This window comes from Verrucomicrobiota bacterium, from assembly GCA_021413925.1.
Lineage (GTDB): Bacteria > Verrucomicrobiota > Verrucomicrobiia > Chthoniobacterales > UBA6821 > UBA6821.
Map to the genome: position 1 here is coordinate 149,665 of JAIOPL010000001.1, position 17,530 is coordinate 167,194.

Genomic DNA, 17,530 nt, shown 5'->3' on the forward strand with positions numbered 1-17,530 from the left:
TGTCTGAATTGGATTAGGCATTATCACAATACGCAATACGCCGTTTCCCGGAACCCATTGTTATTTAACTCTGCGTCCCTGCGCCTCTGCGGGAGAATTATTTTGGTTTTTTCAGGTAGAATAAATCGACTTTGCGCTAGCGAGCCCTGGGTGTGGGTGTAGATGCTGGCAAGGATTGGGATTTTGGAGCGCGGTGTTTCGGTTTCGGCATCGGCGTGGGCGTGGGAAGAGGCACCGGTTCGTTTTCACCAGGCTTCGTAAGCACCAACAGCTCTTCGGTCGCGGTGCAGGTCCTAGCCGAAACGATCCCATTGACCGCCTTGCCATCGCGCGATGTGAAGCCGTCATAGTTGTTGATGCTGGAAACCTGAGCGATGACGTTACCCTCGGCGTCGGTCACCGCTCCGCCGCTAGAGCCTGGGCAGTACTCAGCCGTCACCTCGACATGGAGCGCCGGCTGATGCTTCTCATCGTAGCGGTCGCGACTGATCCGGGCGACTTGTCCGCCCGTGAACATGAAGGAGAATCCATCCGGATGACTCATGCACCAAACCGCTTCACCCGGACGCACTCCCACCCGAAGCGGCAGGGCCGGGAGCATCAGGCCGGGAACCTTGATCAGGCAGGTGTCGGCGCGGTCGCTTGAGGCGATGATCTCAGTGACGGGAAAAACCTTCCCTTCCTCCGTCACCGCCACGGCCTGAGCCTCTCGCATCAAAGTCGGGTCGATCGTCATCACGTGCAGCGACGTGGAGAGCGTCTCAGGCGCCACGGCGAAGGCGGTGGCGCCAATCATGAAACGCCACTTCTTTGAGTGGGGCTCTTGGTAGCGCAAACCCATAGCCACCGTGCTGTGGCGGAGTGTTTCCGCTAGCTCGGTGGGTGAGTGAGGGCTCCCGGCCACTGCCGGAAGCGCCAACTCGGCACGGCTCTTAGGCAGGCTCTTGGCAAGCTGCGTGTAGGTGACGAGTTTGCCCTCCTTGGCAAGCTGGTCGGTCGCCTTGCCGGCATCACTCTCGAAATGCTCATCCTCCACGATATAGCGCGGATCCTTCGCCGGAGTAGTACTGGGAGGAACGGCAGCATTGTTCGTCCCGTTCGTCCCGTTCGTCCCATTCGGATTCTGGGCCGGCAAACCCGCACAGAGCAGGAAGAAGAGGAACAGCGGCTTCACAAGGCGCCGGTCAATCGACCAGCTGGTACCAGTTGTTCCTACGTCGTGGAGTGTATCCGGCCTCTCGGATGAGCGTCTCGATCTCCTGGGACTCGAGTCGGAAACTGGTGCCGGCCTTGCTCACGACATTCTCTTCCATCATGACACTGCCGAAGTCGTTCGCTCCGTAGCGCAGCGCCACCTGGCCGATCTTGGGTCCTTGAGTGACCCAGGAGCTCTGCACATTTGTAATATTGTCTAGGAAGATGCGGGAGAGGGCCTGCATCCGGAGATATTCCGCAGAGCCGACCGGTTCAGCACGGAGCTTTGTATTGTCGGGCTGGAAAGTCCAACAGATGAAAGCCGTGAAACCACCAGTCTCGTCCTGCTGGGCACGAAGACGTCCGAGATGCTCGATCCGGTCCTCGAGCGTCTCGACATGGCCGAACATCATCGTGGCACTGGAACTCAAGCCCATGTTGTGAGCTATCTCCATCACCTTGAGCCACTGGTCGCTGTTGGCCTTGAGCGGCGCGATCCGGTTACGAACGCTGTCGACCAGGATCTCGCCTCCCCCGCCGGGAATCGAGCCGAGGCCAGCCTGCTTGAAGAGACGGATGACCTCCTCAAGCGGCATCTTGAAGACTTCGGCAAAGTGATTGAACTCCGGCGGGCTGAACCCGTGGATGTTCACATGGGGATACTTCTCCCGAATATGGGAGAGCAGGTCGATATACCAATCAATCGTAAGAGAGGGATGGTGCCCCCCCTGCATCAGGATCTGAATGCCTCCAGCGGCCGTAAGTTCGTCGAGCTTCTGGTCGATCTCCTCATGGGTGATCACATAGGAATCGGAATCCTTCTCGGTCCGGTAAAAAGCGCAGAACTTGCAATAAACATTGCAGATGTTCGTGTAGTTGATGTTCCGGTCGATGATGTAGGTCACCACATCATTTCCCGCTCCGTCATAGGCCTCCGTCAGAGCGAGCTTTCTGCGGTGATCGGCTAAGGCACCAAGCTCCTCCAGCGGTAGCCGATAGAGCTCCAGAGCATCGGCGGGCGAAATGCGCTCCCCCTCGATCACGCGGTCGATCAGACTTTCGGCTACGGCTGCTGGCATAAGGGAAGCTTAAAACCGCCGGGATGAAATTAAAAGGATGAACCCAGATCCGCGCTTCCCTAGCATTATACGCTGATGAAGCGCTTCCTGAAATGGCTTGGCATCGGTTGCTTGGTTGTAGTGTTGCTTTTCTTTGTTGCCCTTCCGGTGTGCGCACAGTTGGGAATGGCGGGATGGTGCGCCCGCGTCTCCAGCAATCTCGCATGGAAACAGACCGAATCATCCCTCAAGTCAAAAGGTGAAAAGCTGACCTTCGAGGAATTGGTCGCTCCCCCTCCCGAAGATGCCGCGAACTTCTTTGCAGCCCCTCTTTGGCTTGAACTTTTCTATTCCGGACTCCCCAAGGAACAATGTCAGATCAATCAATGGAAGGTGCCGCTTGCAGGTGAGGAAACGGATCGACTGATGACGATTCTGCCTGAGCGGAAATCTCCTCCGGAAGATCGGTCCAAAGCACTGATGGCCCTGAAGAAGAGCTTGGGAGCATCATCTGATCCGAAAAGTTCCCCGGCAGTCGCGAAGCTGACCTTGGATTTGGCCGAACCTGCAACTCCCACACTCCGGATGATTGCAGAGTTATCCAAGAGGCCCGGAGCCTCGCTCCCTATAAGATACCAGGACGGTTTTACAGCCGCCATGCCCCATCTGACCCCGATTCTTGGATTGGGACAGGTGCTGGGTGCGAGGTGTCACGCCAATCTCGCACTGGGAGATTCACCAAACGCCGCCGCGGATATCGCAGGACTACTTGCCCTGCAGAAGTCACTTGAGAATGAACCGGTCGTGATGCCTTTCCTGGTCAGGCAGGCCCTGATAACGATCGCCCTCGAGGCAATCAATCGTGGGATTTCCCTCCACGGATGGAGCAAAACCCAGCTTTCCGGCTTCGAGCAAAACCTTCGGGAAATTCAGCTTCAGCGGAATCTTGCGATCTGTCTGAGAGGCGAGCGGGCCTGTGTGAACACACTGCTCCGGAATCCAAACCAAACAATCGTCGAGGGGAGTCGAAAACTTCCCGGCCGTTCGATTCTCCCGCTCCAAGTTGCATCGTTCAACCGGATCATGCAGCACACGCTGGAGAATCTCGAACAGCCGCCGGGGAAACCATGGAACAGCAGCGTGCCCGTGTTTCCCGAGATTCAAGCCTTGAAGCAATCCCCTCGCTGGATACAGGCAGTGAACGTCCTGGCTCTGCTTTGCCTGCCTGCATTGGACGGAAGCGTGATCAAGGCCGCCCAAGGACAAACCCAAGTTAATCAGACCATCATCGCCTGCGCGCTGGAGCGCTATCGGATCGGGGAAGGCTCCTACCCCTCTTCCCTCGATGCCTTGGTGCCCGGGTATCTCGCCTCACTCCCAACGGCCCCCACCACGGGCAAACCGATGCACTATCGCCTCCAACCTAACGGAACCTTTCTCCTGTGGGCCCCGGCCTGGAATCTGAAAACCCTCGACGGCCAACCGGGAGAGTTCCGCGGAGAAGGCGACATCGTCTGGAACCTGTCTCTTCCGATGAAAACGAAACCGTGACCCTCAAAGGGCTTGAAGGCTGGCTATTCGAGCTCGAAATTAATGTTAATCGTGTATCCGCCTGAATTGCCCATTTTCTCGGGAACCGGGGCGATCTTGATGACCTTGCGGGCGGCTTCTAGGACCGACTGATCCATGACGGGGTTGCCGCTCGGTTTTGCCAACGAGAAGTCGCTGATCGTGCCGTCGCGCTGGATGGTGATCTTCAGGACGGTGGCAAAGTCGTGGCGATGCTCGGTCGATATCGAGGTCGGCTGCTCCCACTGGCTGTAGAAGCGGTCGTGGATCAGGCTGTGATAGGCGTCGACGGTGCCGGGATCGGCACCGTTACCACCCGACCCACCCGTACCGGTTCCCCCACCCTTGGAGGCAAGGAAGGCCGACTTGGCATCAGAGTTGCCTGAGCCTTCACCCTTTGCCGTGGAGGATTTCTTGGTGTCGCTGGAGCTCTTCTTGGAGCCTTCAGAGGATTTCTCAGCACTTTGGGAGGAGGCCTTTTTGGCGGGGTGATCCTCGTTATCATTCTCCAACTTCTCTGATTTCTGAGCTTTCTCTACTTTGGGAGAGGGCTTCGGCGTTGGCTTGGCTTTTGATTCAGGCGAAGGTGTGGGCTTCGGCTTGGCGGGTGTATGATGAGGGGAGGCCTTCGGTGTTGGCTTGGGAGATGGTTTGGGCGTTGGCTCGGGAGTGGGTTTTTCCTCCGGCGTGGGAGTCGGCTTTGGAGTCTCTTTAGGAGTTGGCGTGGGAGTAGGGGTCGGCTTCGGAGTCGGTTTTGGTGTTGGCTTGGGGGTAGGCTTGGGCGTCGGTTTCGGTGTGGGAGTGGGCGTGGGGGTCGCTATGGGCGTTGGCGTGGGAGTAGGGGTCGGCGTGGCCAAAGAGATCTCAGAAGGTGGCTCTGGTGTTTGGGGGGCCTGTTTCTCGTTCTCCTGGAGAGGAATGGGCGTGGGATGCGATTTAGTAAAGAGGGGCTGCTCTGGCTCTTCTTTTTCCTCTTGTTTTTCCAATGGAGACTTGATGACAGGCGCAGCGGTAGTTTCCTGAGGAGCAGAAAAAGAGCCCGTCTCCATCCAAGTGAGCTGACCGGAGGGTTTCTTGATCGGCCTGTTGAAGAACCAGAGGAGTCCGCCGATCAGGATGACATGGATTAGGCCGACGACGATAAGCGCCCTGCGGAAGCGGGGTTCTTGCACACTCATCGGAGGCTATTGCTTGGATCCCTGAGCCTCGGGCCGAGTCATCACACCAACTTTCGAAATGCCGGCCTTATGAAGCAGGTCCATGACACGGACGAAATTCTGGACAGGCAGGTCCTTGTCGGGCCGCACGACGACAGCAAGGTTCGGCTGCTCCCGCTTGAGTGAGGCCAGACGACTCTGGAGATCGGCCGCGGGAACGATCTGCTCGTTCAGCTTGATGACATCATTCCTATCCACAGAAAGGGTCTGAATCTGCGAGGGGTTCACTTCCGACTTCGCCGTCGAGCTGCTCGGTACGATCAGGTCCATGCTGTTCTCCATGAGCGGTGTGGTGATCATGAAGATGATCAGCAGCACGAACGCCAAGTCGAGCAGCGGCGTCACATTCAGCTCACTGAGTGTGTGCAGTGCGTTGCGGTCCGAGAATCTGCGCATGGGATTTCTTCAGCGGTTTCCTAACCGTTGCGGCTCCCGTGGGTGACGTAGCGATGCTCGATCTCGCTGGAGAGTTCCGCGGCAAAGTTGTCGCAGGAGACAATCATCCCGCGGACGCTGGTTACTAAAAAGTTGTATCCGAACATGGCCGGGATCGCGACGAGCAGGCCGGTCACCGTGGTGATCAGGGCTCCTGAGACGCCGGGCGCCATGGCCGCAAGGCTGGCACTTCCCGAGGCGGCAATTCCGCCGAAGGCATCCATGACACCCCAGACAGTTCCGAGCAGACCGACAAAGGGAGCGCCGCTGACCGCAGTGGAGAGAATGATCATCTGGGATTCCAGCTTGAGCGATGATTCCCCGACGGCGCGCTCCATGGCAGCCTGAACTGAGCGCATCTGTGCAGGCGTGATGCGCTCCGCGTATTTCAGACGCGACTGGAACGTCTCGTCGACCTCGATCGATCCGAGCACCTGGAAGCAGAGCTCCTCGCAACCGGCCTGATAGATCTCAAAGAGGGGAGATCCCTCGAACTCCAGACTGGTCTCGAAAATATTCAGTGGCTCCCGATCCCGATGGAACAGGGCCATAAAACGCTCAGATTGCTTCTTAGCAAATCCAAGGACTCGTATCTTGGTGATCATCACCGACCAGCTGAAAATCGAACCAACGAAGAGCACAAGCAGGACCGCCTTTCCCTCGGGTGTCGACTCGAGAAAGGCATAGACGATTCCGCTACCGAGCAATAAAGGCATAGTTCCAAGAATCACGGTTTCCTAGGGATAGGTAAACTCCAGAATCACCGCCGCATGGATTGGAAATAGCTCCAGCAGAACCGGACGGGAGGGCATCTCGAAATCCGCAAAGTCAAATCCTGGAGCCACCGTGCATCCCGCCAGTGCGGAGCCACCGTCCAGAGGCCTAGTCGCCTGCCACCATCCCGACGGCACGACATGCTGGGGGCGCTGTCCAGCCTTGAGATCAGGGCCAAGAGTAACCCGCTCCAGGGAGCCTTTGGGGGAGATCATCACCAACTCGAGTGGGGCTCCCCCATAGTGGTGCCAGCACTCGTCACCCGCCACGCGGTGAAGGGCTGAAAAAGCACCCTCCGGGAGCAGGAAATAGATGGCCGTGCCGGCAGAGCGCTGCCTTCCATCGGAGAGCATAACGCTCTCCAAGGAACGGAAAGTTTCGGCATAATACCCACCCTCGGGATGAGGTTTCAGCCCGAGTCGTGTGATGACTTCCTCGATATTCAGCTTGCTGGACACCTTTCTATCATCCTCGTACTCCCCGGCAGAACAAGGGTGAAGTCGGCGTTTGGCCGGCTACCCTTGATTGCAGCTTTGCCATGAGGTGGGGAGACCGTTATCAAGAGGGGATGCTCCGTCCAGTCTTACAAGCCACTTTTCTAGCTCAGCTGCTAGCCGTTGCCTGTCTCTCAGTTTCCCTTCGCGCCGCAGATCCAAAAGCGGATCCTCAATCGGATTCACAAGCAGCTCCCGGCAATGCGGCAATGCGGCCTTCGACCAATACAACAATAGCAACGTCGGCAACTTCATCTTCAGTACCCGCATCGTCAGCACCAGCTCCCTCGGAGAACCGCTACGACATCCTCTCCAAGATGATCACCCCCATGGCGGCCGTTCTCCTAGGGGGAAGCGAGTCCGTAGATCGCGCTCTGACGCTGAGAGCTACTGTTGATCAGGTGGCTGGCCGCCTTCCGCAGGCGATCAAGGGGGCGACCTTCACTGCTAAGATCCAGTATCCCGGCAGGATCCGTGTCGAGGCCCCGGTAATGGGGGAGACATTGACGGTCTGTCGTGACGGCAACCAGGTCTGGGCTGTGCCCGGTGCTAAAATCCAGTTCCTGCTGAGTCAGTTTAAGCAGAAGCCCCATCTCCAACAGAAGAACAGCTCCCCTCTTCAGCTTCCCTTCACAGCCCAGCAGGCGGTTCTGCTTCCCGCGCTCTTTCAACTCGACCAATCCCAGGAGATCGCCGATGTCGGCGGCAGTTCCTGCCGTATCATCTCGGGCGGCCTGATCCCCGAAGTGGCGAAGGGTGCCAACGCGGAGGATTTCTCAGCCAAGCTCTGGATCTGCTCCGAGTACACCCCGAAGCGGATCGACATCCGGCGAAGCGATTTCGCCATGTCCTTTCTTATCGGAGAGCTTTCTTATGCTCCTGGATTCCCAGTTTCCACCTGGCAACCACCCGCAGGAGCGAAAGACGTCTACCGATGCGATGCGGCTCAGCTGGAACAGCTCCTCTATGTCCTGATGAACTCCCTGCAAATGGGTGCTCAGGACAAGCCCTGGCTGAACGAGCCGGCAACAAGCGCTCCAAGCATGCCCAGACTGCCATCGGCGAACGGGCCCTTGAACCACTAATCCAAGGCTATAGCGCTTCGGGAAGCACTGAATAAATCGCATAGAGGCCGTTGCGGGAGGCCGTTGCGGATGCGAAGCAACGACCGGGCAAGCCATGGGCCGCAGGCAAGACGGCTTCGCGCGCGCATCCCCATGCGGTCTGTAAGCGCGAAGCCAACACAGCCTCCGGCTCTATTATCTCCGCAACCCCTTGGGCTGAGACCATTTGGCCGTTTTCCTGCGTTGCTTGCTTGGGCAAGACCGCAAGGGTATTGCCGCTGCGCTGCACGCCTTGGAAAACAATCAAATCCTCTTCAGCGGCCATCATGGGATTTATTCAGTGCTTCCTAAGGTTAAAGGCTGTTAGGTTCCTGCACCCAAGACAAAAAGCCCCCAGCAATTTTTGTCTGCTGATCTTCGGAGTTCTCGGCTTACGCCTGGAATAACATCGCCTTGGCGAAACAAGCAAAGCCCCTTCGGAGGCGCCTTTTCATTCTTCATAATTCAACCTTCATCCTTTCTGCCCAATGCCTCTTCTCCAACTCCAGCAGGTCACCCTCCGCTACACAGACCTTCCGCTTCTCGACAAAGTCGACCTGCAGATCGATCCCGGTGAGCGCGTCTGCCTAGTGGGACGCAACGGCACCGGCAAGACCAGCATCATGCGGGTCATCTCCGGCGAGGAAAAACCGCAGTCGGGAGACATCACCAAGCCCAATGGAGTCGTACTGACAAGACTCCCTCAGGAAGTGCCGGACGGCATCCTTGGGACGGTCTACGAAGTGATCCATAGTGGCCTCCGGATCGGTGGTACTGAGGAAGACTGGGAAGCAGACGTACGCGTCGAGGATTTGATGGATGAGATGAAACTTCCTGCCGAAAAAGAATTCCAGAGTCTCTCCGGAGGCATGAAGCGCCGAGTGCTACTCGCCCGCGCCCTTGTGGGACAGCCCGATGTCTTGCTGCTCGACGAGCCGACCAACCATCTCGACCTCGAGTCGATCCTCTGGCTCGAGAACTTCCTGTTGAAGGTCCGGCCGACCCTTTTCTTTGTGACCCACGACCGCGCATTCCTCCGGAAGCTCTCCACCCGCATCGTCGAGCTCGACCGCGGGAGTCTTACCAGCTGGGCCTGCGACTACGACACCTACCTTGTGCGCAAGGGGGCCTTCCTCGATGCCGAGGAGAAGCAATGGGCCGCTTTCGACAAGAAACTTGCCCAAGAAGAAGCATGGATCCGTCAAGGCGTGAAGGCTCGGCGAACCCGGAACGAAGGCCGCGTGCACGCCTTAAAATCTCTGCGCGCAGAACGAGGCAAACGCCGCGAGCGTGTCGGTTCGGCCAAGATCGAGATTCAGGAAGCCGGCTCCTCGGGCCAGAAGGTCATCGAGGCAAAGAACATCACCTTTCATTACGGAGATCACCCCATTGTCAGTGACTTCACCGCAACCCTCTGGAAAGGGGATAAGATCGGGATCATCGGCCCCAACGGAGCAGGCAAGACGACACTCCTGAAAATGCTGCTCGGCAAACTGGAGCCTACAGAGGGATCCGTGAAGCTGGGCACCAAGCTCCAGGTCGTCTATCTCGATCAGCTCCGCGACCAGATCGACGGAGAGAAGAGCCTGGGCCAGAACGTAGCGGGCGATGCTGAGACCGTGACCTTCCAGGGAAGGCCTGTCCATATCCATACCTATCTGAAGGATTTCCTGTTCCCCTCCGATCGTATTCGGATGCCCGCCAAGATGCTCTCCGGCGGTGAGAGAAACCGCCTTCTGCTGGCGCGCCTCTTTCTGCAACCAGCAAATGTCCTCGTGCTCGATGAGCCGACTAACGACCTCGATGCCGAGACCCTGGAGCTGCTCGAGGAGCTCCTGGTCGGCTACGAGGGAACACTCATGGTCGTCTCCCATGACCGCGCCTTCCTAGACAATGTGGTGACCAGCACCTATGTCTTCGAGGGAGAGGGTCGCATCACCGAGTACACCGGAGGCTACGAAGACTGGGTCAATCAGCGCCGCGAATTGGATCGCGTTGCATCGCTGCCCATCGCTTCGACACCGGTTATCAATGCACCGAAGGCTGGAAAGACGGAGAAAGGACGCAAGTTCCTGAATCGCGAACAGAAAGAGCTCGATGACCTTCCAGCAAAGCTTGAGGAACTGGAGGCCAAGCAGTCAGAACTTTCCGAAAGACTGGCCGATCCGGCTCTCTACCAAAGCAAAGGCGGCGAATTCCAAAAGGTCGAAGGGGAACTCCATCAGCTTCACCAGACCATCGAGAAAGCGATGGCCCGCTGGGAGGAGCTGGAAAAGCTCAGGGTGGAGCTGGGCAGCTAGAATAAAGACTAAGGACTTTTAGGCACTGCAAAATCTCCCGCTGAGGCGCAGAGAAAGATGACTCTGATGATTCTATTAGAGTTAGGAAGTTTGAATGGTGCACCAGGCGAGAGAGGGAAGGCGTAGTTCTCCTACGCCGAACGAGCAGCAACACAGCACGGCGCGAAAATCCCAAGCCCCCAACTAAGGCCCTTTACCAGATTACCGCCTAGATCTTGCGGAGCTGAATGGAATCAAACTTCTCGTCCCCCTCGATGATGTCGCTCATCACGATGAGTTGATCTCCTTTATTGAGGAGGCCTCGGGAAAGAAGCAGCTCTTCGGCCTTTTTGACGGACTCCTCGGGAGTCGCCCCAAATGGCATCACGATCGGCATCACGCCCCAGTTTAGCGTGAGATGGCGAGCCGTCACTTCCGATGGAGTAATGGCATAGATGGTGGCGTGCTCGGGACGGATGTGGCTGGTGTAGTCGGCCATATCGCCGTGGCGGGTCAGGACGGCAATGCTTGCATTGGCAAACGAGTTGGCCAGCACGACACCCGAGTAAGCGGTCTTCTGGCGGGGCGTAAGCAGTGAGGTCTGTTCGGCGAAGTGGGCGCTGCCACTGCGCTCGATGCGCCGGGCGATCCGGTCGAGAACCTTGACGCAGTCGATAGGATATTTGCCAACCGTGGTCTCTCCGCTGAGCATGATCGCATCGGCCTGTTCGAAGACTGCATTGGCGACATCGGTGACCTCGGCGCGGGTTGGGACGGGGTTTTCGATCATCGACTCCAGCATGTGCGTGGCGACGATGACTTGTTTGCCGATCTTCAGGGCTATTTTAAGAATCTTGCGCTGGATGATGGGCAATTCCTCCATCGGGCATTCGATGCCAAGATCTCCGCGGGCAATCATGACGGCATCAGTCTCCTTGATGATCTCGGCGATCAGCTTGACGGCGCTCTGATCCTCGATCTTTGCGATGACCCGGGCCTTGCTGTTATGGAGGGCCAGAACACGACGCATTTCGACAATGTCAGAAGGTTCGCGGCAGAAGCTCAGGGCTACAAAGTCGACACCGACTTCGGTCCCGACGGCAATATCAGCCATGTCTTTTTCCGTGAGAGGGGGCAGATTGACCTTCACGCCTGGCAGATTGATATGACGGCGGGAGCCAAGCGCTCCGGGTGTGAGCACCTCGCAGCGGATGCGGTTATTGATCTTGGAAAGAACCTTGAGATGAATAACTCCGTTGTCCACGAGGACAACGTCACCCTCATTGATGTCGTCGATCAGGCCGTCGTAGTTGACGTTGACCGAATAGATTTCCTCGCTGCGGGCACCGCGGACGGTGAACTCCATGATGTCGCCCACCTTGAGATCGAGTTTTGTGGGGAGGTCACCGGTGCGGACAGCAGGCCCCTGAGTGTCGAGCAGGATGCCAACCGGCATGTCGAGCTCGGCGGCGATCCCGCGGATGGTCGGGACGATCTGGCGCACCCAATCATGCTGGGCGTGGCTCATGTTGAGCCGGAAGATATTGGCTCCAGCCAGGATCATCTCGCGGAGGCGCTCCGGTGACTCGGTCGCAGGGCCCAAGGTGCAGATGATTTTAGTTTTACGGAGAGTGGTGGTCATAAAAATGGGTTGGGTTGGAAGTGAAGGCTCGGCGGGATCCGAGTAACCCAAGGAGCCAATCAGAGAGCCGTGCTCTTGAAAAGGATCACTTCAAAAAGACGCTGAAGACTTGTGCTGCGGTTGCTACAATCCGCTTTTCGGAACGACGAAATCAGGGCGCTGGAAAAAGGGCAATTCGCCGAGTTTTTTAGGTCGGCGGGTCTTCCGTTCTGGAACCAAGCCGTGCTGAAAACAATACTCCGAAATCGTGGCAGCGATCTCGCGCGCCGTCCTCTTCCGGTCAATCGAAAGTCCTCCTAGTGAGGCGCCTCCTGCATTTGCCACCGCACCCGGCACAGAGAAGGCTCCTGCAGGCGTGAAGGCCGCCCACGCGCCGGGTGCTAGGCCGGACCCCCCCGAAGTGAGGAGAGAGAGGAATTGTGAAGGTTTCTTCCCGGAAACAGAGAAAACCTGAACGCGAGTCTCAAGCTTGGTTCCCCCGGCTCCGAAGCCAACAATCGTTCTTAAGGCGCGACTTCCCTGATTCACACGGTCGTAGATCCCGGTTACGAGCCAGTAGTTTCCTCGAGGCGGCTCCTTATCCGCCGCAAGGATTTCGGCTGGAGCAACATACTTGTTCAGTTGAGCAACGATCTCTTGGGCGAGGGCGAGTTTCTCGGCAGTGATAAAGGTCGTCAGGTCTTTGCCCCCACGATCCACGCGGAAGCTGTCATGCGGCGTTTTGAATTCCTGGACATAAATCCTGGCGGGAAGTTTTTTTGGAGCTTCTCCCTTGGAAAAAACATTGCCGACTCCCACCGAGGCGCATCCCGAAAAGGTCAGCAATGAGGCGGCAAACAAAAAACAGCGAGCGAAGAAACCGGAATGGAATAAATTCAAGGGAGATGAATTTGCTCGCGAAACCCGTGATGTCCATGAAAAAGACTGGGTGCCATGACAGCTGCCGAAGTCCCTCATTATCTCCCAGGGCATCTGCTCCTGCTCCCCTTTCTCCTTCAGTTGCTGGCTATCGCCGTGATGCCTTTCCTAGCTCATCACTGGTGGGAGCGTCATTACCCAAAGGTTTCGGTGATCCTTGGTGGAAGCACAGCGCTTTATTACCTGCTGATTCTTGGAAGAGGCGGGCGCCTGCTCGAGCCTCTGCATGAGTACATCAGCTTTGTTGTCATCATGGCTGCCCTTTTCATCGTAGCGGGGGGTATCCATATCAGGGTCTCTGGTGAGGCCACGCCATGGAAGAACGTCCTCTTTCTCTTGATTGGTTCGGTTTTGGCCAGTGTTATCGGCACCACGGGAGCCTCCATGCTGCTCATCCGCCCGTGGGTGCGGATGAATCGATACCGCATCACCGGCTTCCACACGGCCTTCTTCATCTTCCTTATCTCCAATGTCGGCGGCGGCCTCACGCCCATCGGCGATCCCCCACTCTTCCTGGGCTTCCTTAAGGGAATCCCCTTCTGGTGGACGCTGGAGCATCTCTGGCGGCCGTGGCTGTTGGTCGTCGGCCTGCTGATCGGGATTTTTTATCTTATCGACCGGGAGAATTTCCTGCGCGCTCCCCGCGCTATCCGAGAGGAGGAGACTGCCGAAGAGCGTTGGGCCTTTGAAGGATTTTGGAACTTGCTTCCCATGGCAGCCATTATCGGCGCGGTGTTCCTTCCCAGCCCCTGGAGAGAAATCATGATGGCGGTGGCTGCGCTACTTTCGTGGCATCTCACTCCGCGACTCACGCACGCGAGGAATGACTTCAGCTTCGCTCCGATCAAGGAAGTGGCGTGGCTCTTTCTGGGTATTTTTGCCACAATGGTACCTGCCCTTGATTATCTGGAGCATCACGCCCCGCAGTTGGCCGGGTCGATGGGAATGGGTTCGGCTCACTTCTATTACCTGACCGGCATCCTATCCTCGTTCCTCGACAATGCGCCCACCTACTTGGCCTTCCTCTCCGTGGAACTGGGTCTGCAGGGCGGGACGCTGGGCAATCCCCAAGATGTACTTCGTATTGCCACCCAAGACCCCAAACACCTGATCGCCATTTCCATGGGGGCCGTCTTTTTCGGCGCAATGACCTATATCGGCAACGGCCCTAATTTCATGGTCAAGAGCGTCGTCGCACAGTTCGGCGCAAGGCCTCCCGACTTCTTCGGATACATCGTCCGCTACGCACTCCCAATTCTGCTCCCGGTGCTAGCGCTGGCCGGTTGGTTGTTTCTCGGGTAGTATCTCGCTATGTTCACGGGACTAGTCGAATCACTCGGGACTGTTCGCTCGCTCGAGAAGCGCGGTGATGCTGCCCGCCTGATTCTCGAAACACCCTTGGCGGTCGAGCTCTCTCTGGGAGAAAGCCTGGCGGTCAATGGTTGCTGCCTCACCGTCACCACCAAGGATGCCGCTTCAGCAAGTTTCGATCTCCTGGGAGAGACCCTTACACGAACCAATCTCGGTCATCTGGCTCCCGGATCACGGGTGAATCTGGAACGCGCCCTGCGCGCTGACGGGCGCTTCGGCGGACACTTTGTCCAAGGTCATATCGATACCAAGGCCGAGGTGATCTCGGCGGAGCACCAAGGTTCTGATCTCAACCTTCAGATCGAGCTTCCCCCGGCGGGAGCCCGTTACTTCATCGAAAAGGGATCGATAGCCGTGAATGGAGTTTCGCTTACGGTCTCTTCGCTAGATGAAGGTCACTTCGGCCTCTGGATCATCCCTCACACCCTTCAGGAAACAAACCTCGGAGACCTCCGCGCCGGGAGCTTTGTGAATCTTGAGTACGACATGCTCGCCAAGTATGCCGAGCGACAAATTGGTAATAGGTTCTCGGGCATGGGTGATAGGGACTGAAGATCTTGGCTGTTGTTCTATCCCCCATAGCCCATCCCCGATTCCCCATCACCCAACCCCCATGCTCCGCATAGCTCTCCTAATGCTCTTCCGGGATCGGGCGAAGTACATGATGCTCATCGTGGGGCTGACTTTCTGCTCCTTGCTGATGACCCAGCAGGCCTCGGTTTTCTGCGGCCTCATGCTTTGGACCTCCGCGACAGTCCGCAACATTGGAGCAAAAGTATGGGTCTTTGATGCCAAGGTGGAACAGGTCAACGAAGTCATCCCGCTTCGGGAAATCGATGTCACAAGGGTCCGCGGTATACCTGGAGTCGAATGGGCCGTTCCCCTCTATATCGGCATCGAGCAGGCCCGACTCAGCGACGGATCATTCCAGAACGTTCAGTTGGTGGGACTCGACACGGCGACTTTTGTCGGACGCCCCATGGAAATCACCAAGGGTAGGATCGAGGACCTGCGCATGCCGGACGCCGTCATCATCGATCAGGTCGGCGTTGATAAATTCCGAAAAAAGGGAATCACGATCGATATCGGAACCACCTTCGAGATCAACGATAAGACCGCGCGGGTGGTGGCTCTCTGCCATGCCAACCGCAGCTTCCTCGGCCAGCCCTACGTCTACACCACCTATGACCGGGCCCTGCAGTTCGCAAAGCCCCAGCGGAAAATGATGAGCTGCGTGCTGGCTGAGCCCAAGCCGGAAGTCTCTGCAAAGGAGCTGGCGGATCGTATCAGCAAGCTGCCAGGACTAAAGGCGTTTGAGAGGGACGATCTCTTCTGGAACACGATCTGGTGGTACATCAAGAACACCGGCATCCCGATTTCCTTCGGCACAGTGGTTCTGATGGGAGTGATCGTCGGCATCGCGATCGCTGGGCAGACCTTCTATCTCTTCATCCTCGATAATCTCCGCTACCTCGCAGCCCTAAAGGCCATGGGAGCGCGCATGCCGATCCTGGCGGCAATGGTCTTTCTCCAATCCTTTTCCGTAGGATTTGTCGGCTTCGGTCTTGGTGTAGGGTTGACGTCGATCTTCGGATACAAAGTCCTCAAAATCGAACAGCCACCTTTTTTCATGCCATGGCAGGTGCCGGCCTTTGTGGCCGTCATCATCATACTCATCTGCTGTTTTTCGGCTGCAATTGGCCTCCGCCAGATCGCAAAGCTGGAGCCGGCCGTGGTCTTCAAATGAGCCCTATCGATTCATCGAAAGTTTGTAAGGGCTCCGTTGCCGTTGCCGTCGATAAGGTCACGAAGATCTTTCCAAACGGCGACACTCCGACCTATGCCCTGCGCGAAGTCTCCTTCCAGGCGCGTTGCGGCGAGCTCACGATGATTGTAGGCCCCTCGGGTTGCGGGAAGACCACCCTGCTGAGCGTGATCTGCGGAACTTTGGCCATAGACTCGGGCAGCATCGAGGTCTTTGGGAAAAACCTGGGCTCCATGAGTCCCTCGGAGGTGACCGGGTTCCGCAGCAAGAACGTGGGATTCATCTTTCAGCAGTTCAACCTGATCCCCACCCTCACCGTGGTGGAGAATGTTTCCATCCCGCTCATCCTACAGGGTTGGAACTACCGCAAGGCCGAGGAAAAGGCTGCAGCGATCCTTGAAGATGTGGGTCTGGGCGGGCGGATTCGATCGTTTCCAAAACAGCTCTCAGGGGGGCAGCAGCAACGCGTTGCAATCTCCCGTGCCCTAGTCCATGACCCCAAACTCATCATCTGTGACGAGCCCACCGCCTCACTGGATGCCAAGACCGGTCATCATGCTCTGGAACTTCTCAAGAGGAGTGCCTGTGCCCCCGACCGCTGCGTGATCGTCGTCACTCATGACAGTCGCATTTTTTCCTTCGCAGATTGGATTGCGGAGATGGAAGATGGCAGAGTGGTGAAGAGCTGTCGCGCCGCCGAATATCATCATGCTTAAACGTCTCAGTATCTTCCTGGCCCTTGCGGGGATCGTCGCAGTCACCCTGCTCGTGTTCCGGCTGAAGAAAGCCCCCCCAACACCAACCCCCTTGGTTGAACCGTCACGGGCACCCTATGCCGACTCCATCGGAGCTCGCGGGATCGTTGAGGCGGTCAATGAGAACGTCATCGTTGCACCGATTTTGCCGGGATTGATCACGGATATCTACGTACGCGTCGGAGACTTGGTGAAAAAGGGCGCCCCCCTATTCCGACAGGATACCCGTGATGCTGGGGCTAAGGTCACCGCTCAGCAGGCCCAAGTCGCACTCTTGGAAGCGCGCGTCAAGGAATCCGAGGTGAGGGTAGCTGACAAGCAGGATGATCTGGCCCGTGCCGACCGACTGCTCTCCCAGAGGGTGATTAGCGACGATGTGCAGAAGAGGAAGTATTTCGATTTTAAGTCGGCCGAGTCCGTCCTTGATTCCGCACGCGCAGAACTCCTCCTAGCCCGCGCCCAGTTGACTCAGGCGGAAGTGACGCTCGATCTGCTCACCGTCCGCGCACCGCGGGATGGTGAGATTCTCAGGCAGAACATGCACGAGGGCGAATACGCGGGGGTTGCTTCTTCGGATCCGAAAGAGCCTTCCCTTCTGCTTGGGGAAACCACCCACCTACAACTCCGCGCCGACGTGGATGAGGATAGTGCTTCGCGTGTCCAGACAGGTGCTGTTGCCGTCGCCTACATCAAGGGAATGCACTCTGATCCCATCCCTCTCCGCTTCGTCCGGATCGAACCCTACATCAGCGTGAAGAAGTCGCTCACCGGCGACAGCAGCGAACGCGTCGACACCCGCGTTCTGCAGGTCATCTACCAGTTCGATCACTCCATTATCCCTGTATACGTCGGCCAACAAATGGATGTCTTTATCGAGGGTAAAGCCCCGCAGCATTTGCAACCCGAGAACGACAAAAAGATCCTTCTCACGCCCAAGTCACCCTGAATCCTGGGCT

General features: G+C 57.3%; 17 protein-coding genes. 8 read left to right on the forward strand and 9 right to left on the reverse strand.

Annotation, left to right across the window (positions count from 1 at the left end; translation table 11 throughout):
* Window positions 1–136 precede the first annotated feature (136 nt).
* Window positions 137–1,174, reverse strand: a complete 1,038-nt coding sequence (locus K8R57_00720; GenBank protein MCE9586822.1) for a serine protease — start codon at window positions 1,172–1,174, stop codon at window positions 137–139.
* Window positions 1,175–1,184: 10 nt separating this feature from the next.
* Window positions 1,185–2,273: a dehypoxanthine futalosine cyclase gene (gene mqnC, locus K8R57_00725; protein ID MCE9586823.1), complete on the reverse strand. Its 1,089-nt coding sequence runs from the start codon at window positions 2,271–2,273 to the stop codon at window positions 1,185–1,187.
* Between the two features lie 75 nt (window positions 2,274–2,348).
* On the opposite strand from mqnC, the gene K8R57_00730 reads away from it, so the two are divergent.
* A complete protein-coding gene (locus tag K8R57_00730) occupies window positions 2,349–3,803 on the forward strand; it encodes a type II secretion system protein GspG (protein MCE9586824.1) in 1,455 nt (484 codons plus the stop codon).
* A 23-nt stretch (window positions 3,804–3,826) separates the two neighbouring features.
* Here K8R57_00730 and K8R57_00735 read toward each other — a convergent pair whose 3' ends face one another.
* From K8R57_00735 to K8R57_00750, 4 genes are read right to left on the reverse strand one after another with little or no spacing between them, the layout of a single operon-like run.
* On the reverse strand, window positions 3,827–4,999 hold the full coding sequence (locus K8R57_00735; GenBank protein MCE9586825.1) for a TonB family protein: 1,173 nt from the start codon (window positions 4,997–4,999) through the stop codon (window positions 3,827–3,829).
* A 6-nt stretch (window positions 5,000–5,005) separates the two neighbouring features.
* A complete protein-coding gene (locus K8R57_00740; protein MCE9586826.1) occupies window positions 5,006–5,434 on the reverse strand; it encodes a biopolymer transporter ExbD in 429 nt (142 codons plus the stop codon).
* Between the two features lie 20 nt (window positions 5,435–5,454).
* Window positions 5,455–6,189, reverse strand: coding sequence for a MotA/TolQ/ExbB proton channel family protein (locus K8R57_00745; GenBank protein ID MCE9586827.1), 735 nt, complete (start codon window positions 6,187–6,189; stop codon window positions 5,455–5,457).
* A gap of 21 nt (window positions 6,190–6,210) precedes the next feature.
* Window positions 6,211–6,693: a cupin domain-containing protein gene (locus tag K8R57_00750; GenBank protein ID MCE9586828.1), complete on the reverse strand. Its 483-nt coding sequence runs from the start codon at window positions 6,691–6,693 to the stop codon at window positions 6,211–6,213.
* Window positions 6,694–6,815: 122 nt separating this feature from the next.
* Here K8R57_00750 and K8R57_00755 point away from each other — a divergent pair, with 122 nt between their 5' ends.
* Window positions 6,816–7,826 carry a hypothetical protein gene (locus tag K8R57_00755; protein ID MCE9586829.1) on the forward strand — a complete coding sequence of 337 codons (1,011 nt, stop codon included), beginning with the start codon at window positions 6,816–6,818 and terminating at the stop codon, window positions 7,824–7,826.
* 7 nt (window positions 7,827–7,833) lie between these two features.
* On the opposite strand, the gene K8R57_00760 is transcribed toward K8R57_00755, so the two are convergent.
* Window positions 7,834–8,133, reverse strand: coding sequence for a hypothetical protein (locus tag K8R57_00760; protein MCE9586830.1), 300 nt, complete (start codon window positions 8,131–8,133; stop codon window positions 7,834–7,836).
* 199 nt (window positions 8,134–8,332) lie between these two features.
* Here K8R57_00760 and K8R57_00765 point away from each other — a divergent pair, with 199 nt between their 5' ends.
* The gene (locus tag K8R57_00765) at window positions 8,333–10,144 is read left to right on the forward strand and encodes an ATP-binding cassette domain-containing protein (protein MCE9586831.1); all 1,812 of its coding nucleotides are present in this window, start codon (window positions 8,333–8,335) and stop codon (window positions 10,142–10,144) included.
* Between the two features lie 208 nt (window positions 10,145–10,352).
* Here the strand turns inward: K8R57_00765 and pyk are convergent, their stop codons facing one another.
* Window positions 10,353–11,765, reverse strand: coding sequence for a pyruvate kinase (gene pyk / locus K8R57_00770; GenBank protein ID MCE9586832.1), 1,413 nt, complete (start codon window positions 11,763–11,765; stop codon window positions 10,353–10,355).
* A 123-nt stretch (window positions 11,766–11,888) separates the two neighbouring features.
* Window positions 11,889–12,605 (reverse strand): DUF4410 domain-containing protein, encoded by a 717-nt coding sequence (locus tag K8R57_00775; GenBank protein ID MCE9586833.1) that lies wholly within the window; start codon window positions 12,603–12,605, stop codon window positions 11,889–11,891.
* Between the two features lie 93 nt (window positions 12,606–12,698).
* On the opposite strand from K8R57_00775, the gene K8R57_00780 reads away from it, so the two are divergent.
* The 5 genes from K8R57_00780 to K8R57_00800 all read left to right on the forward strand — a co-directional run bounded on the left by K8R57_00780 (window position 12,699) and on the right by K8R57_00800 (window position 17,520).
* Complete coding sequence (locus tag K8R57_00780) at window positions 12,699–13,985, forward strand: sodium:proton antiporter (GenBank protein ID MCE9586834.1); 1,287 nt, start codon at window positions 12,699–12,701, stop codon at window positions 13,983–13,985.
* Between the two features lie 9 nt (window positions 13,986–13,994).
* Window positions 13,995–14,606, forward strand: coding sequence for a riboflavin synthase (locus tag K8R57_00785; protein ID MCE9586835.1), 612 nt, complete (start codon window positions 13,995–13,997; stop codon window positions 14,604–14,606).
* A gap of 61 nt (window positions 14,607–14,667) precedes the next feature.
* Window positions 14,668–15,801: an ABC transporter permease gene (locus K8R57_00790; GenBank protein MCE9586836.1), complete on the forward strand. Its 1,134-nt coding sequence runs from the start codon at window positions 14,668–14,670 to the stop codon at window positions 15,799–15,801.
* Window positions 15,798–16,535 carry an ABC transporter ATP-binding protein gene (locus tag K8R57_00795; protein MCE9586837.1) on the forward strand — a complete coding sequence of 246 codons (738 nt, stop codon included), beginning with the start codon at window positions 15,798–15,800 and terminating at the stop codon, window positions 16,533–16,535. Before K8R57_00790 ends, K8R57_00795 begins: the two co-directional genes overlap by 4 nt.
* Window positions 16,528–17,520, forward strand: a complete 993-nt coding sequence (locus K8R57_00800) for an efflux RND transporter periplasmic adaptor subunit (protein MCE9586838.1) — start codon at window positions 16,528–16,530, stop codon at window positions 17,518–17,520. Before K8R57_00795 ends, K8R57_00800 begins: the two co-directional genes overlap by 8 nt.
* Window positions 17,521–17,530: the final 10 nt, after the last annotated feature.

What these genes read in the sequence shown, in the direction of transcription:
- pyk (MCE9586832.1), bottom strand. Translation starts at nt 11,765, where the DNA reads ATGACCACCACTCTCCGTAAAACTAAAATCATCTGCACCTTGGGCCCT.
- K8R57_00755 (MCE9586829.1), top strand. Translation starts at nt 6,816, where the DNA reads ATGCTCCGTCCAGTCTTACAAGCCACTTTTCTAGCTCAGCTGCTAGCC.
- K8R57_00735 (MCE9586825.1), bottom strand. Translation starts at nt 4,999, where the DNA reads ATGAGTGTGCAAGAACCCCGCTTCCGCAGGGCGCTTATCGTCGTCGGC.
- K8R57_00745 (MCE9586827.1), bottom strand. Translation starts at nt 6,189, where the DNA reads ATGCCTTTATTGCTCGGTAGCGGAATCGTCTATGCCTTTCTCGAGTCG.
- K8R57_00785 (MCE9586835.1), top strand. Translation starts at nt 13,995, where the DNA reads ATGTTCACGGGACTAGTCGAATCACTCGGGACTGTTCGCTCGCTCGAG.
- K8R57_00760 (MCE9586830.1), bottom strand. Translation starts at nt 8,133, where the DNA reads ATGATGGCCGCTGAAGAGGATTTGATTGTTTTCCAAGGCGTGCAGCGC.
- K8R57_00795 (MCE9586837.1), top strand. Translation starts at nt 15,798, where the DNA reads ATGAGCCCTATCGATTCATCGAAAGTTTGTAAGGGCTCCGTTGCCGTT.
- K8R57_00780 (MCE9586834.1), top strand. Translation starts at nt 12,699, where the DNA reads ATGACAGCTGCCGAAGTCCCTCATTATCTCCCAGGGCATCTGCTCCTG.
- K8R57_00740 (MCE9586826.1), bottom strand. Translation starts at nt 5,434, where the DNA reads ATGCGCAGATTCTCGGACCGCAACGCACTGCACACACTCAGTGAGCTG.
- mqnC (MCE9586823.1), bottom strand. Translation starts at nt 2,273, where the DNA reads ATGCCAGCAGCCGTAGCCGAAAGTCTGATCGACCGCGTGATCGAGGGG.
- K8R57_00765 (MCE9586831.1), top strand. Translation starts at nt 8,333, where the DNA reads ATGCCTCTTCTCCAACTCCAGCAGGTCACCCTCCGCTACACAGACCTT.
- K8R57_00730 (MCE9586824.1), top strand. Translation starts at nt 2,349, where the DNA reads ATGAAGCGCTTCCTGAAATGGCTTGGCATCGGTTGCTTGGTTGTAGTG.
- K8R57_00800 (MCE9586838.1), top strand. Translation starts at nt 16,528, where the DNA reads ATGCTTAAACGTCTCAGTATCTTCCTGGCCCTTGCGGGGATCGTCGCA.
- K8R57_00790 (MCE9586836.1), top strand. Translation starts at nt 14,668, where the DNA reads ATGCTCCGCATAGCTCTCCTAATGCTCTTCCGGGATCGGGCGAAGTAC.